The following is a 14,688-nucleotide window of genomic DNA, read 5'->3' on the forward strand; positions in this document are numbered from 1 at the left end:
CCGCTGTTGCTTCAGGCTGCTAGACAGGTCTCCCCCGTTTTGTGCTTTTTCGGGTGCTGCGGGATGTGGAGGATATCGTACCGATGAAGTTGAAGGCTGACCGCGTAACGCTGCTCAAGGCACTGGCCCATATCCAGAGCGTTGCCGAGAAGCGCAATACCATCCCCATCCTGGCCAACGTGCTGATCAATGTCACTGATGGCGCTATGACGTTGACCGCCACCGACATGGAAATTGCCGTGGTCGAGGGCATGGCGGCGGAAACGCTGCGTGATGGTGCGGTCACGGCGCCGGCTGCCGTGCTGTACGAAATCGTGCGCAAGCTACCCGATGGCGCGCAGGTCGAATTCGACCACGCCGGGGGCGATGCGCCGCTGGGCCTGCGGGCTGGGCGCTTTGCCACCAGCCTCAACGTGCTGGACGTGGATGACTTCCCCTCCATGATGGCAGGCAGCCTGCCGCATGAATTCAGCATTCCCGCCCAGGTGCTGCGCGGCCTGATCGACCGCACGCGCTTCGCCATCTCCACCGAGGAGACGCGCTACTACCTCAACGGCATTTTCCTGCACGTGGCCGAAGGCGAGGCCGGTCAGGTGCTGCGCGCGGTTGCAACCGACGGCCACCGCCTGGCCCGGGTCGAGACCGAACTGCCGCCGGGCAGCGAGGGAATGCCCGGCGTGATCGTGCCGCGCAAGACCGTGGGCGAGCTGCGCAAGCTGCTTGATGAAGGGCCGGAGCAGGTCGATGTGGCCCTGTCCGACACGCGCATCCAGTTCACCATCGGCAACATCACGCTCACCTCCAAGCTGATCGATGGCACTTTCCCCGAATATGAGCGCGTGATCCCGCACGGCAATGACCGCATCCTGCGCGTGGGAAAGAAGATCTTCTCCGATGCGGTGGCCCGTGTCGCGGCCATCAGCCAGGAGCGTTCGCGCCCGGTCAAGCTGAGCATGGCGCATAACCTGCTTACCCTCTCCGCCGCCAGCCAGGATCAGGGTTCGGCCACCGAGGAACTCGACGAAAATCACGTCTCCTACGATGCGCCGCCCATCGAAATCGGCTTTCAGGCCCGGTACCTCAACGACATTACCGATCAGGTGGAAAAGGAAGTGGAATTCGCATTCTCCGACAGTTCCGCCCCGACCATCGTGCGCGATGTGGACAGCCCCTCGGCGCTGTACGTGCTGATGCCCATGCGCGTTTGAGCGCGCCCCTCATTACGGCAGCATGGCCTGCATAACCCGGCTGACGCTGACGGATTTCCGCAACTACCGCCGCCTGTCGTGGCAGCCGGAGGCGCCGGTTACGGTCATTACCGGGCCAAATGGCAGTGGCAAGACCAACCTGCTCGAGGCCGTGTCGCTGCTTGTTCCCGGTCGTGGCCTGCGGGGCGCGCGCATGGATGAACTGCCCCGGCATGGCGCCAGCCTGTGGGGCGTGGCCGCACAGGTTGAGGGCATGGATGGGGATGAAGCCCTGTCCGCGCAGTTGGCCACCGGAGCCGACCCGCTGCGCCCCGAGCGCCGGGTGTTCCGGGTGGATGGGCAGGCCCTGCGCAACCGCGATGGCGTGGGCGAATATTTCTCCGCCGTCTGGATCACGCCGCAGATGGATCGCCTGTTCCTTGAAGGGGCAGGGGGAAGGCGGCGCTTTCTTGACCGGCTGGTGCAGGCGCTTGAACCCGGCCATGCCCGTGAACTTGCCGCCCATGACCGCGCCATGGCCCAGCGCAGCCGCCTTCTGGCCCAGCGCAGCCCCGATCCCGCCTGGCTGGCCGCCCTTGAGCACACCATGGCCCGCCATGCGGTGGCCACCGTTGCTGCGCGGATGGACATGGTCAGCCGCCTCAATACCGATGAACAGGCGCTGGCCGATGGTTTTCCCGCCGCCCGGCTAAAACTGGAATGCGACATTGCCGCCCACCTCGCCACCCGGCCTGCGTTAGCCGTGGAGGACTGGCTGGCCGGGCAGATCGCGCACGCGCGCGGCATTGACCGCCAGCGCGGCGGCAGCCGTTTTGGGGCGCACCGCACCGGGCTTGCGCTGGCTGACCGGGTGAGCGGGCGCGCCGCCGCCCAATCCAGCACGGGGCAGCAGAAGGCGCTGCTGCTGGGCATCGTGCTGTCGCATGCGCGCATACTCGCGGCGTGCCGGGGGCAGGTGCCCATGCTTTTGCTCGATGAGCCGCTGGTGCATCTGGATGAAGCCCGCAGGCAGGCCTTGTTTCGCGCCGTGGGCCGCATGAATACGGGCGTGTTCCTGACCGGAACGGACGCCGAACAGTTTGCCCCCCTGCGCAGCCATGCTGCATTCGAGACGCCGGGTGCCGGTAATCTTGCCCATGAGGCCTGATTTGCGCGCGGAATGCTGGTTACGCCGGGCGGTTGGGGCTATAATGCATTCTGATATTTTGTTGTTGTCCGCTGTGGAGCATCTGCCGGCATGTCCGATCAATCCAGTCCCGATCAGAAACACGATGCCGAGGCCAAGGGCACAGTAGCCCCCGTGCCTGATTATGACGAGGCATCCATCTCGGTGCTGCGGGGGCTGGATGCGGTGCGCAAGCGCCCCGGCATGTATATTGGCGATACCGATGATGGCTCGGGCCTGCACCACATGGCCTTCGAAATCATTGATAACGCGGTGGATGAGGCGCAGGCCGGGTTCGCCACCGGCTGCGTTGTCACCCTCAATGGCGATGGCAGCGTGACCGTGCGCGATGACGGGCGCGGCATTCCCACCGGCATGCACCATGAGGAAGGGGTGAGTGCTGCGGAAGTCGTGCTGACCAAGCTGCATGCGGGCGGCAAGTTCAACCAGAATTCCTACAAGGTTTCCGGTGGCCTGCATGGCGTGGGCGCCGCGGTGGTCAATGCCCTGTCCGAATGGATGGAAGTGCGCATCTGGCGCGATGGCAAGGAGCATGTGATCCGCTTTAAGGGCGGCGAACGTGACGAGGCGCTGCGCGTGGTGGGTGAGAGCAGCGAGCCGCGCGGCACGCAGGTCACCTTCAAGCCCAGTGCCGAGACCTTTGCCAAGGTGGAGTTCGAGTTCTCGATTCTCGAGCGCCGCCTGCGTGAGCTGGCCTTCCTCAACTCCGGGCTCAGGATCGTGCTGCGCGATGAGCGACACGAACCTGCGCGCGAGGAAAAATTCTATTATGAGGGCGGCCTGTGCGCCTTTGTGGAATGGCTCGACCAGGGCAAGACCGCCATCGTGAACCCGCCGATTACCGGCAGCCTCCAGAATGAGGAAAACGGCATCAAGGTCGAGTTTGCGCTGACATGGAACGACAGCTTCCATGAAACCATGCTCTGCTTCACCAACAACATTCCGCAGCGCGATGGCGGCTCGCACCTTGCGGGCTTCCGCCAGGCGCTGACCCGCGTGGTGGGCCGCTATGCCGAGGCCAACGCCACCAAGAAGGAAAGCCACGCGCTCAACGGCGAGGACATGCGCGAGGGCCTGACCGCCGTGCTCTCGGTCAAGGTGCCCGACCCCAAATTCTCATCGCAGACCAAGGACAAGCTGGTCTCGTCCGAAGTGCAGCCCGTGGTGCATGCCGCCGCTGCCGACATGATCTCCCACTGGTTCGAGACCCACCCCAAGGAAGCCCGCCACATCGTGGCCAAGGTGATGGATGCCGCCGCCGCCCGTGAGGCGGCGCGCCGCGCGCGCGAACTCACCCGGCGCAAGGGCGTGCTCGATATTTCCTCGCTTCCCGGCAAGCTCGCGGACTGTCAGGAACGCGACCCGGCCAAGTCCGAACTGTTCATCGTCGAGGGTGACTCGGCAGGTGGCACGGCCAAGCAGGGGCGCGACCGGCGCTTCCAGGCGATCCTGCCGCTCAAGGGCAAGATCCTGAACGTGGAGCGCGCGCGCTTTGACCGCATGCTCGGCTCGGCTGAAATCGGCACGCTGATCACGGCGCTCGGCACCGGCATCGGGCGTGGCGACGTGGAGCATGGCGGCTTCTCGATCGAGAAACTGCGCTACCACCGCATTGTCATCATGACCGACGCTGACGTGGATGGCTCGCACATCCGCACGCTGCTGCTGACCTTCTTCTTCCGCCAGATGCCCGAACTGATCGAGAACGGGTACCTGTATATCGCCCAGCCGCCGCTGTACCGCGCCAAGCGCGGCAATGACGAGCGCTACCTCAAGGATGACGCGGCCCTTGAATCCTACCTGCTCGACAAGGCGCTGGCCAATGCGGCGCTGCATTATGCCGATGGGCGCGAGGTGCAGGGCGAGGCCATGCGGGCTGAGGTGCACTTCATCCGTGACGTAACGCGCGCGCTCTCGCGCCTGTCAGCCCGGGTGCCGGTATGGATACTGGAGCAGGCGGCCATTGCGGGCGTACTGCGCCCTGACCTGAACACGGTGCCCGAGCGCATTGTAGACCTGCAGGCGCGGCTTGATGCCATCTCGCCGCCCACTGAGCGCGGGTGGAAGGTGGCCGTAAGCGAAAGTGGGCTGGAGATGGCGCGCAGCGTGCGCGGCGTGGGCGAGGTCTACCGGCTTGAGGCCACCACCCTGCGCAGCGCGGAAGTGCGCTGGCTGGCCGAGCGCCATGACCGGCTGGTGAAGGATTTTGCAGGCCCGGTCAGCCTTGTACTCGATGGGGTGCCGCATCCCTTCCACGGCCCGGCCTCGCTGTATGAGCGGATTCTGGCGCAGGGCCGCAAGGGCCTGTCGATCAACCGCTTCAAGGGCCTGGGCGAGATGAATGACGAGCAGCTGTGGGAAACCACGCTCGACCCCGCCATGCGCACGCTGCTGCAGGTCAAGGTGGGCGATATTGAAAACGCGGCGCAGGTCTTCTCCACCCTGATGGGCGACGTGGTCGAACCGCGCCGCGACTTCATCGTGGGCAATGCGCTCAAGGTCGCCAATCTCGACGTGTGAGGCGGCTCAGCCAGGCCGCAATTCGCCTGCCAGATGCGGTATTTCGGTAATGGAATCGGCACCCACCGTGGCCCCGGCTTCCATTTCCGGCCGCCCGTAGCCCCAGCGGGCGAATATGGCAGGCACATGGGCGCCGGTGGCAGTGGCCACGTCATTATGGTGGTCGCCAGTCATGATGGCGCGGGCCGGGGTGCTGCCTGCCTGTTCAATGGTGCCCAGCAGATGGCGCGGGTCGGGCTTGCGCACGCCAAAGCTGTCGCCCCCGCCCACGGCGACAAACCATTTTTCCAGTTCCATGACCTGAAGGATATGCCGCGCCGCCGCCACGGGCTTGTTGGTGCAGACCGCCATGCGCCAGCCTGCCGCGTGCAGGGCCGCCAGCGTCTCGACCGTGCCGGGAAAAGGGCGGGAATGGTCGGTTGAATGCGGCGTGTAGCGTTCCATGTAGCGCGCCGTGGCCTCGGCGCGGTTGATGCGGGCGGCTGCAGGGCCGGCATGGTCGAGCAGGCGGCTGACCAGTACGGCCACGCCATCGCCAATCATCGGGCGCACGGCCTCTGGTGTTATGCCCGGCAGGTTGTATTGCGGCAGAAGCCAGTCGGCGCAGGCCGCGAGGTCGGGCAGGCTGTCGATCAGCGTGCCATCCATATCAAAAACCGCCAGACGGGGAGGGGAGGATGTCATCATGAAGCCCTTTGACTGTCTGGTGTCGAGGAAGCCTGACCCAGCGCGGTCCTGCAAGTCATAAGAGATTGTTTGAAAACACGTCATTGATAAAAAATCAGGAAAGTCCCAGGCGTCGCCTTTTTCCGAGGATTTTTGGAAAAAGCTTCACCAAAAAGCTTACGATTTCAGGTTATTGTTTGAGCAGGCTTTTGGGGCCTCAACCGAGAGGCTTGAATTTTTATGTTTTTTATCAATCTGTTATTATCAGGCGGCAACACCGTAGCATGCAGACATCCGAAGTGATGCGCCCGCATGCGGATAAGGGTTTGACAGGGCAGTCAGGTGCGGAGTACCCGCACACTGCCATGAACACCGACACAGAGACCGACCAATCCGCCTCCGCCTCGCCCCTGTCGACCGCTGTTATTCTGGCGGCAGGTCGCGGCACGCGCATGAAATCGGAGCGGCCCAAGGTCATGCATCCGCTCGCGGGCCAGCCCATGCTGCGCTACCTGATTGATAATGCAGCTAAAGTATTTGACCGGATTGTCGTCGTCGCCGGGCCGGGCATGGATGACGTGGCAGCCCTCGCGGCCCCGCACACGGTGGTGGTGCAGCATGACCGGCTGGGCACGGGCCATGCCGCCCGCCAGGCCGAGGCCGCGTTTGGCACGGGTGATGTCGCGGTGCTGTATGGCGATAACCCGCTGATTACGCCCGGCACCATGCGTGCCCTGCTGGCCCGGCGCCGCAGCGATGACACGGGCCTTGCCCTGCTGGCCATGGAACCGGCTGATCCTGCGCGTTACGGTCGCGTGGTCACGCGCGACGGGCTGGTGCAGCGCATTGTGGAATGGGCCGATGCCACTCCCGCCGAGCGCGCCATCGGCCTGTGCAATGCGGGCGTGCTGTGCGCCGATGCCGCCGATTTCCGCCGCTGGCTGGGTCAGATCGATAACAGCAACGCGCAGGGCGAGTATTATCTGGGCGATGTCGTGGCCCGCGCCGTGGCCGAAGGGCGCAAGGTGCGCGCGGTCATCGCCCCCGAGGATGAACTGCGCGGCATCAATTCCCGCGCCGAACTGGCCCAGGCAGAGGCCTGCGTGCAGGCCCGCCTGCGCCTTGCCGCCATGGCGGGTGGCACGACCCTTGTCGCACCCGACACCGTGTTCCTGTGCGCTGATACGGTGTTCGAGCCCGATACGGTGGTGCACCCCCATGTGGTGTTCGGGCCGGGGGTGCATGTCAGGCGCGGCACGGAAATCCATGCGTTCTCGCATATCGAGGGGGCAACGGTCGGCCCTGATGCCCAGATCGGTCCCTATGCCCGCCTGCGGCCGGGCACCGATGTGGGGCAGGGCGCGCGCGTGGGCAACTTTGTCGAACTCAAGGCCACCACGCTCGGCGCGGGGGCCAAGGCCAACCACCTGACCTATCTGGGTAATACCACCGTGGGGGCAAGGGCCAATATCGGCGCGGGCACCATTACGTGCAATTATGATGGCGTGTTCAAGCACCGCACGGAAATCGGGGCCGAAAGCTTCATCGGGTCGGATTCGGTGCTTGTCGCCCCCGTGCGGTTGGGTAAAGGGGTGATTACGGCGGCCGGCAGCGTCATTACCCATGACGTGCCCGATGACGCCCTGGCCATTGGCCGGGCGCGGCAGGCGGACAAGGCGGGCTATGCCCGCACGTTCCGCCAGCGGCTGAAGAACAGGAAGGAACAGGGCTGATGTGTGGCATAGTCGGGGTTGTTGGCAGCAATCAGGCCACGCCGGTCATTCTTGATGCCCTGCGGCGGCTTGAATATCGGGGCTATGATTCCGCCGGTATCGCAACGCTTGAGCACGGTCATGTCGAGCGCCGCAGGGCTGCGGGCAAGCTCGACCATCTCGCCTCCCTGCTCGCGCGCCTGCCGCTACCGGGTGTGACCGGCATCGGCCACACGCGCTGGGCCACCCACGGCGCGCCGACCGAGAACAATGCCCACCCGCATGGCACGGAGCGCGTGTCGGTGGTGCATAACGGCATTATCGAAAACTTTGAGGAACTGCGCCGCGAACTCGAGGCGGCGGGCCAGGTCTTCTCGACCGATACCGATAGCGAGACCATCGCCCAGCTGGTCGACTACCACCTGCAGCGCGGCCTCCCGCCACGCGAGGCCGCGCATGAATGCCTCAGGCGGCTGGAAGGGGCCTATGCGCTGGCCATGATCTTTGCCGGCCATGACGGCATGGTCATCGGTGCGCGGCATGGCGCGCCGCTGGTGGTGGGCTTTGGCGATAACGAGATGTTCCTCGGCTCCGACAGCCTGGCCCTGGCCCCGCTCACCCGCCGCATCGCCTATCTGGATGATGGCGACTGGGCGGTCATCACCCCCGCTGGCGCCACGTTCTTTGACATGGCGGGCAACCCGGTCGAGCGCCCGGTCAAGATGACGGCGCTGATCGCGGCCTCGGTGGGCAAGGATGGCTACCGGCACTACATGGAGAAGGAACTGCACGAGCACCCGGTGGTGATCGGCCAGACGCTCCAGCGCCTGATCGACCCCGCCACCCGCCGCGTGGTGATGCCCGACCTGCCGTTTGAGCTGGCCAGCATTCCCCGTGCCGTGATCACCGCCTGCGGCTCGGCCTTCTACGCAGGCATGATCGGGCGCTACTGGATCGAGCAGTACGCGCGCCTGCCGGTCGATATCGACGTGGCGAGCGAGATGCGCTACCGCAACCCGCCGCTGGCCCATGGCGGGCTGGGGCTGCTCATCTCGCAGTCTGGCGAGACGGCGGATACGCTGGCCGCCCTGCGTGGCATGCGGGCGGCGGGGCAGCATATCGTCTCGGTGCTCAATGTGGAGCAGAGCACCATGGCGCGCGAAAGCGATGCCGTGCTCGGCACCGTGGCGGGCCCCGAAATCTCGGTTGCCAGCACCAAGGCGTTCACGGCCCAGCTTTCCGTGCTGGCGTGCCTGACCATCGCCTTCGCCCGCGCGCGCGGCATGATTGACGCGGCACAGGAAGAACGCATGGTGACCAGCCTGCTCGACCTGCCAAGCAAGGCCACCGAGGTGTTCGAGCGCCATGACGAGATCCGCCGCATGGCCGCCATCGTGGCGGGCGCGCGTGATGTGCTGTATCTGGGTCGCGGGGCCATGTTCCCCGTAGCGCTTGAAGGCGCGCTCAAGCTCAAGGAAATCACCTATATCCACGCCGAGGCCTATGCCGCGGGCGAAATGAAGCATGGCCCCATATCGCTGATCGACAGCACCGTGCCGGTCGTGGCTACCGTGCCGTCGGGGCCGTTGTTTGAAAAAACACTGTCCAACCTGCAGGAGGCCAAGGCCCGTGGCGGCCGCCTGCTGGTGTTTACCGACATGGCGGGCGCGCCCCGCCTGCGCGAAATTGCGGAATGCGTGGTGGCGATCCCGACGGTGGATGAGTTCGTGGCGCCCATCCTGCAGACCATTCCGGTGCAGATCCTGGCCTATGAGGTGGCGCTCATCAAAGGCACGGATGTGGACCAGCCGCGTAATCTCGCCAAATCCGTTACTGTTGAATAGACACGCGCAGGCACGCTGGCACACTCGCCGCCAGTATGGATGAACCAGCACAGGGGCACGGCAGGCACATGACAGCACCAACGGCATTCCCCCAGGGTCCGGGTCCGCGCGTTCTGGTGCGCGGTGCCGGGGTTTCGGGGCTGACGGCGGCGGTGACCCTGGCCGAACGGGGTGCGCGGGTGGTGGTGCATGAATGTGGCCCGCGCGTGGGCTGGGGCGCCTCATGGAAGGCAGGCGGCATGCTGGCCCCGTGGTGCGAGGCCGAATCCGCAACGCCGGAGGTGACCGCCCAGTCCCTCGCCTCGCTCGACTGGTGGGATGCGCATGTGCCCGGCGTGGACCGTAACGGCACGCTGGTGCTCGCGCCTGCGCGTGACGTGCGCGAGATCATGCGCTTTGGCCGCCGCACCTCACATTATGAAACCATTGGCGAGGCCGAGATCACGCAGCTTGAGCCGGATCTGGCCGATCGCTTCTCGCGTGCGCTGTTCTTTGCGGGCGAGGGCCACGTCAACCCGCGTGATGCGCTGGCGGCCCTGGCCGCGCGCGTGGTCGAACTGGGGGGTGAAATCCGGTTCAACGTGCCGGTGGATGAACAGCCCGCAGGCTTTGACTGGGTGGTGGACTGCACCGGCATCGCAGCCCGCGACGAGTTGACCGACATGCGCGGCGTGCGCGGCGAGATGCTGCTGCTGCGCTGCCCCGACGTGACGCTGCACCGCCCGGTGCGCATGCTGCATCCGCGCATTCCCATTTACATCGTGCCGCGTGCCAACCATGTGTACATGGTAGGGGCCACCATGATCGAGAGCGAGAACGCAGGCCCCATGACCCTGCGCTCGATGGTGGAAATGCTGGGCGCGGTCTATGCCCTGCACCCCGCCTTTGGCGAGGCCGAGATACTCGAAACCGGCACCGGCCTGCGTCCCTCCTACCCTGACAACATGCCCGCCGTGCGCTATCGGGGGCGGCATATCCATATCAACGGCATGTATCGCCATGGCTTCCTGCTCTCGCCCGTGCGGGCGGCAGAGGCGGCCGATATCGTGTTCGGCGCGGCGTGAGCAGTCCCTACAGGAGCGTTCCATGCAGATAACGGTAAATGGCGAACGCCATGACGTCCAGGCCACAACCCTGAGCGCCCTGCTTGACGAGATGGGCTATGACGCCACCACCCGCATCGCCACGGCGGTGGATGGCTGCTTTGTCGCGGCCAGTAAGCGTCCGGCCCTTGCGCTGCATCCGGGCGCGCAGGTGGAAATTCTGGCCCCCATGCAGGGAGGATAATCGCAATGACCCTTTTCTATGGCACCGAACTCACCTCGCGCCTGATGCTGGGCACGGCGCAGTATCCCTCGCCTGAAATCCTGGCGGATGCCGTGCGCCGGGCCGGGGCCGGGGTTGTGACCGTATCGCTGCGGCGCGAGGCGGCGGGCGCGCGCGCGGGCCAGGCGTTCTGGGAGCTGATCCGCGGGCTCGACGTGCCCGTGCTGCCCAACACGGCGGGCTGCCACACCGTGCGCGAGGCCGTGACTACGGCGCAGATGGCGCGCGAGGTGTTTGGCACCGACTGGATCAAGCTCGAGGTGATTGGCGAATCCGACACATTGCAGCCTGACATGTTCGCCCTTGTCGAGGCCGCGCGCATCCTGACCGAGGACGGCTTCAAGGTTTTTCCCTACATGACCGAGGACCTGGTGGGCGCCGAGCGCCTGCTGCGCGCGGGCTGCGAGGTGCTGATGCCCTGGGGCGCCCCGATCGGCTCGGGCAAGGGGCTGAACAACCTGTTTGGCCTGCGTGCGCTGCGCGCGCACTTCCCCGATGTGCCGATGGTGGTCGATGCGGGCATTGGCGTGCCCTCGCATGCCGCGCAGGCCATGGAACTGGGCTATGACGCGGTGCTGATCAACACGGCAGTGGCCAAGGCGGGCAACCCGGCTGAAATGGCGCGCGCCTTCGCCATGGCGGTCGAGGCCGGGCATATGGCCTATATTGCCGACCCGATGGAGGAACGCGACATGGCCGTGCCCTCCACCCCCGTTATCGGGCAGGCCGTGCTATGAGCCACGCAGCACTGCCCTCGCGCATCTACCCGGTTGTGGATGAAGCCCGCTGGGTGGGCCAGCTGGGCCAGGCGGGCGCGAAGCTGATCCAGCTGCGCCTCAAGGATATGACCCCCGAGGCCCTGCTGCGCGAAATCCGCGCAGGAATGGCGCAGGCACGCCAGCATGGCGTGTGCCTTGTGCTCAATGATTACTGGCGTATCGCGATCGAGGAGGGGGTGGATTACATCCATCTCGGGCAGGAAGACCTTGATACGGCGGACCTGCCCGCCATCCGTGCCGCCGGGATCAGGCTGGGGGTGAGCACCCATAGCGAGGCGGAACTCGAGCGCGCGCTCTCTGTTAGCCCCGATTACGTGGCCCTTGGGCCGGTCTGGCCCACCAGGCTGAAAAAGATGCCATGGGGGTCGCAGGGCACGGCAAAACTGACGGCATGGAAGCAGCGCATTGGCGACCTGCCGCTGGTTGCGATTGGCGGCATTACGCTCGAGCGCGCGCCTTCATGCATTACGGCGGGAGCGGACTGTGTCTCGGCAGTATCCGATTTTATCCGCATGCCCGACCCGGCGGGTCAGGTAAAGGCCTGGCTGGCTGCGACAGCTACCGTGCGGCCACTGTGAAAAAGTGGAACATAATGTGATGGGCATTGTGTTGTTCGTGCAACGCTTCTGTGGCATTATTGGTACTGACGTTTCTGGTCCTTGAAGGAATGCCTTTTACGGCCAGATATTGGTTTCATGACGCCGGATTCTGCCGCACTGATACGTGATGGACATAATCTGTTCATGGTCGGTCGCTAGGGTTGGCCTATTATATATTGATGTGGCCGGAAGGCGGGGATTTTGAATGGAGATAGCGGGTCTGGCAGCAATCCTGATGGCGATTGCCGTGCTGCTTGTCGTGGTCAGCGCGGTCCAGCCGCTTGCCCGCCGCCTCGAACTGTCCGAAACCGTGCTACTTGCCATCGTGGGCATCGTGATCGGTGGTGCTGCGGATCTGGTGCTGCGCAACAGCCATCTGGAAATATTCAATGGCGCGGCGGAAACGCTGCTGGATTTTCCGCTTAACAGCGAAGCGTTCCTGCTTATCTTCCTGCCCATACTGGTTTTCCAGGGCGCGCTCGGCATTGATGTCCGCAGGCTCGCGCATGAAACCGCAACCGTGCTGCTGCTGGCCGTGGTGGCGGTTGCCGTTTCCACCGCCGCCATCGGTTTCGCGCTTTATCCGCTGGCGGGCATGCCGCTTGCAGTGTGCCTGCTGCTCGGCTCCATCGTGGCCACGACCGACCCGTCGGCGGTGGCGGGCATCTTCAAGGAAATCGGGGCGGCCAGCCGCCTGACCCGACTGGTGGAGGGCGAGGCGCTGCTCAATGACGCGGCGGCCATTTCCATCTTCACCATCCTGCTCGGTTCCATCACCTCGCATCACAAGATCATGCTGGGCGGGGCGGTGCTGGAGTTCCTGGTCTCGTTCATCGGCGCGCTCATCATCGGCATCCTGTTCGGGCGGTTGGTGCTCATGATGATCCCGGCCCTGGGTGCCGCTCCCGCCGCCGAGGTCACGCTGACGGTGGCGCTGCCCTACCTGTCCTATATCGTATGTGATGAATTCCTTGGTTTTTCAGGCGTGGTGGCCACGGCGGCCTCGGGGCTGACCATCTCCATCTATGGCCCGTCCACCTTCCGGCCCCAGACCTGGCGCTTCCTCAACGAGTTGTGGCAGCAGCTTGTGTTCTGGGCGGGGTCGCTGGTGTTCGTGCTGGCTTCGATGCTGGTGCCCCGCCTGCTGGTGGGCATGACGAAGTGGGACTGCGTGCTGATCCTTGTGGCCGCGGGCGCGGGGCTGCTTGCGCGCGGGGCGGTGGTGTTCGGCATGCTGCCCGTCCTTGCCGCGACAAAGCTCTCGCCGCCGGTGCCCACGCCGTTCAAGGTGACAATGGTGTGGGGCGGCCTGCGCGGGGCGATTACGCTGGCGCTGGCGCTGGCGGTGACGGAAAACGAGCATGTCTCGAGCAGCATCGCGCACTTCATCGGCATCATTGCCACGGGGTTCGTGCTGATCACGCTGTTCGTCAACGGTCTGTCGCTGCGCTACCTCGTGCTGTTCCTCAAGCTTGACCAGCTGCCGCTGATCGACCAGGCGCTGCGCCACCAGATCCTGGCCATCGGCCTGGGTGAAGTGCGTGACCAGACGCGCGACGTGGCGGGCGAGCTTGGCTTTTCGCCCAACGTGACCAGCACGGTGGTCGATGTGCTCGACCGGCGCGTCCATTCGGAGGAACAGGCCAATACATTCGATACCGCACTCGGCGACCGCCAGCGCGTAACGCTGGCGCTGATCGTGATCGCCAACCGCGAGCGCTCCATCCTGCTCGACCTGTTCCGCATTCAGGGCCTGTCGCGCCGGGTGATGGAAACGCTGCTGCGCTCGGCCGAGGCCATGGTGGATGGCGCGCGCCTTGAAGGCCGCTTTGGCTATGTGCGCGCATTGCGGCGCAGGCTGCGGCCCTCGCTGCGCTTTCGCGTGGCGCAGTTCATCCACCACCGCTTCAATTTCGACACCCCCCTCATGTACTGCATGATGGAGCGTTTCGAGATGCTGATGATCGGCTATTTCGTCTCGCTGTCACTCACGCGTTTCATGCGCCAGCGCATGGAGCCAACGCTTGGCGTGCGCATCAGCGAGATCGTGGGCGAGGTGCTGGGCCGGCAGTGCAAGCTGCTTGACGAGGCGCTACAGACCCTGCGGCTGCATTACCACGGTTATTCCGAGGCGCTGGAAAACCGGATGCTGCGCCAGATCGCGCTCAGGCTGGAAGAGGAAAAATACGACACCCTGATGTCGGAATCGCTGCTGAGCGAGGAGCTGCACCGCGAACTGCACCGTGATGTGGAACACCGCCGCGAGCAGCTTGATTTCAGGCTCAAGTTCAACATCCGCGCGGGGATTGAAAGCCGTATCCACAATTTCCCCCTCTTCGAGGGCGTGGCCGATGGCGTGCTGCATGACATCGCGATGAAGATGTCGATCCATTTCTCTACGCCGGGCGAGCGGCTGTACCGCAAGGGGCAGAAGGTACACACGGTCTATTTCATCAGCGCGGGCCTTGCCGAGACGCATTACCCCAAGCATGACGTGCGCTTCGGGGCCGGTGCCGTGCTTGGCGGCGAGGAAGCCCTGAAGGAAGGGCGCGTGGCGGCAACCAGCCGGTCATTGCAGTTCGGGCATTTCATGACCATGAGCGCGCGCGACTTTCGCAAGCTGGTGGAGGATTATCCCCATATCGGTGAAAACCTCGAGCGCCTGATACAGGCGCGTGCCAGGGGCGAACTGCCCGATGCGCAACTGCTGCCCGGCGATGGCGCGGAAATGGCGGGGCGCGCACCCTCCTATGATGCGATCGACCTCGCCACGGCCCCGGTGACACAGGCCATACCGGTGCGGGGAAGCGGCTCAGGCAACGCCTGAAGCCGCTTGAAACAGAAGAAG

11 protein-coding genes are annotated in these 14,688 nt (G+C 64.9%); 10 read left to right on the forward strand and 1 reads right to left on the reverse strand.

The features are described 5' to 3' along the window. The first annotated feature begins 83 nt into the window (after positions 1 to 83). The 3 genes from dnaN to gyrB all read left to right on the forward strand — a co-directional run bounded on the left by dnaN (position 84) and on the right by gyrB (position 4,914). On the forward strand, positions 84 to 1,208 hold the full coding sequence (dnaN, locus tag OQZ28_RS09500; RefSeq protein WP_130731320.1) for a DNA polymerase III subunit beta: 1,125 nt from the start codon (positions 84 to 86) through the stop codon (positions 1,206 to 1,208). 22 nt (positions 1,209 to 1,230) lie between these two features. Next, positions 1,231 to 2,355, forward strand: coding sequence for a DNA replication/repair protein RecF (gene recF, locus OQZ28_RS09505; RefSeq protein ID WP_458135943.1), 1,125 nt, complete (start codon positions 1,231 to 1,233; stop codon positions 2,353 to 2,355). A gap of 90 nt (positions 2,356 to 2,445) precedes the next feature. Beyond that, the gene (gene gyrB / locus OQZ28_RS09510; RefSeq protein ID WP_458135944.1) at positions 2,446 to 4,914 is read left to right on the forward strand and encodes a DNA topoisomerase (ATP-hydrolyzing) subunit B; all 2,469 of its coding nucleotides are present in this window, start codon (positions 2,446 to 2,448) and stop codon (positions 4,912 to 4,914) included. A gap of 6 nt (positions 4,915 to 4,920) precedes the next feature. Here the strand turns inward: gyrB and OQZ28_RS09515 are convergent, their stop codons facing one another. Next, positions 4,921 to 5,601, reverse strand: coding sequence for an HAD-IA family hydrolase (locus OQZ28_RS09515; protein WP_458135945.1), 681 nt, complete (start codon positions 5,599 to 5,601; stop codon positions 4,921 to 4,923). A gap of 344 nt (positions 5,602 to 5,945) precedes the next feature. On the opposite strand from OQZ28_RS09515, the gene glmU reads away from it, so the two are divergent. The 7 genes from glmU (at position 5,946) to OQZ28_RS09550 (ending at position 14,667) form a co-directional block, all read left to right on the forward strand. Beyond that, entirely contained in the window at positions 5,946 to 7,313 is a 1,368-nt protein-coding gene (gene glmU, locus OQZ28_RS09520; RefSeq protein ID WP_458135946.1) for a bifunctional UDP-N-acetylglucosamine diphosphorylase/glucosamine-1-phosphate N-acetyltransferase GlmU, read from the forward strand. Further along, positions 7,313 to 9,136, forward strand: a complete 1,824-nt coding sequence (glmS, locus tag OQZ28_RS09525; protein ID WP_458135947.1) for a glutamine--fructose-6-phosphate transaminase (isomerizing) — start codon at positions 7,313 to 7,315, stop codon at positions 9,134 to 9,136. The genes glmU and glmS overlap by 1 nt, the downstream gene beginning before the upstream one ends. Positions 9,137 to 9,204: 68 nt before the next feature. Beyond that, positions 9,205 to 10,200, forward strand: a complete 996-nt coding sequence (thiO, locus tag OQZ28_RS09530; protein WP_130731315.1) for a glycine oxidase ThiO — start codon at positions 9,205 to 9,207, stop codon at positions 10,198 to 10,200. Positions 10,201 to 10,222: 22 nt separating this feature from the next. Next, positions 10,223 to 10,423, forward strand: a complete 201-nt coding sequence (gene thiS, locus OQZ28_RS09535) for a sulfur carrier protein ThiS (protein WP_130731314.1) — start codon at positions 10,223 to 10,225, stop codon at positions 10,421 to 10,423. Positions 10,424 to 10,428: 5 nt separating this feature from the next. Next, entirely contained in the window at positions 10,429 to 11,199 is a 771-nt protein-coding gene (locus tag OQZ28_RS09540; protein ID WP_458135948.1) for a thiazole synthase, read from the forward strand. Then, positions 11,196 to 11,819: a thiamine phosphate synthase gene (locus tag OQZ28_RS09545; protein ID WP_458135949.1), complete on the forward strand. Its 624-nt coding sequence runs from the start codon at positions 11,196 to 11,198 to the stop codon at positions 11,817 to 11,819. The genes OQZ28_RS09540 and OQZ28_RS09545 overlap by 4 nt, the downstream gene beginning before the upstream one ends. 226 nt (positions 11,820 to 12,045) lie before the next feature. Next, positions 12,046 to 14,667, forward strand: a complete 2,622-nt coding sequence (locus OQZ28_RS09550; protein ID WP_458135950.1) for a cation:proton antiporter — start codon at positions 12,046 to 12,048, stop codon at positions 14,665 to 14,667. The last annotated feature ends 21 nt before the right edge of the window (positions 14,668 to 14,688 follow it).

The sequence above is a fragment of the Komagataeibacter sp. NFXK3 genome, from assembly GCF_054182245.1.

What these genes read in the sequence shown, in the direction of transcription:
- glmS (WP_458135947.1), top strand. Translation starts at nt 7,313, where the DNA reads ATGTGTGGCATAGTCGGGGTTGTTGGCAGCAATCAGGCCACGCCGGTC.
- OQZ28_RS09545 (WP_458135949.1), top strand. Translation starts at nt 11,196, where the DNA reads ATGAGCCACGCAGCACTGCCCTCGCGCATCTACCCGGTTGTGGATGAA.
- gyrB (WP_458135944.1), top strand. Translation starts at nt 2,446, where the DNA reads ATGTCCGATCAATCCAGTCCCGATCAGAAACACGATGCCGAGGCCAAG.
- thiS (WP_130731314.1), top strand. Translation starts at nt 10,223, where the DNA reads ATGCAGATAACGGTAAATGGCGAACGCCATGACGTCCAGGCCACAACC.
- thiO (WP_130731315.1), top strand. Translation starts at nt 9,205, where the DNA reads ATGACAGCACCAACGGCATTCCCCCAGGGTCCGGGTCCGCGCGTTCTG.
- recF (WP_458135943.1), top strand. Translation starts at nt 1,231, where the DNA reads ATGGCCTGCATAACCCGGCTGACGCTGACGGATTTCCGCAACTACCGC.
- OQZ28_RS09540 (WP_458135948.1), top strand. Translation starts at nt 10,429, where the DNA reads ATGACCCTTTTCTATGGCACCGAACTCACCTCGCGCCTGATGCTGGGC.
- dnaN (WP_130731320.1), top strand. Translation starts at nt 84, where the DNA reads ATGAAGTTGAAGGCTGACCGCGTAACGCTGCTCAAGGCACTGGCCCAT.
- OQZ28_RS09515 (WP_458135945.1), bottom strand. Translation starts at nt 5,601, where the DNA reads ATGATGACATCCTCCCCTCCCCGTCTGGCGGTTTTTGATATGGATGGC.
- glmU (WP_458135946.1), top strand. Translation starts at nt 5,946, where the DNA reads ATGAACACCGACACAGAGACCGACCAATCCGCCTCCGCCTCGCCCCTG.
- OQZ28_RS09550 (WP_458135950.1), top strand. Translation starts at nt 12,046, where the DNA reads ATGGAGATAGCGGGTCTGGCAGCAATCCTGATGGCGATTGCCGTGCTG.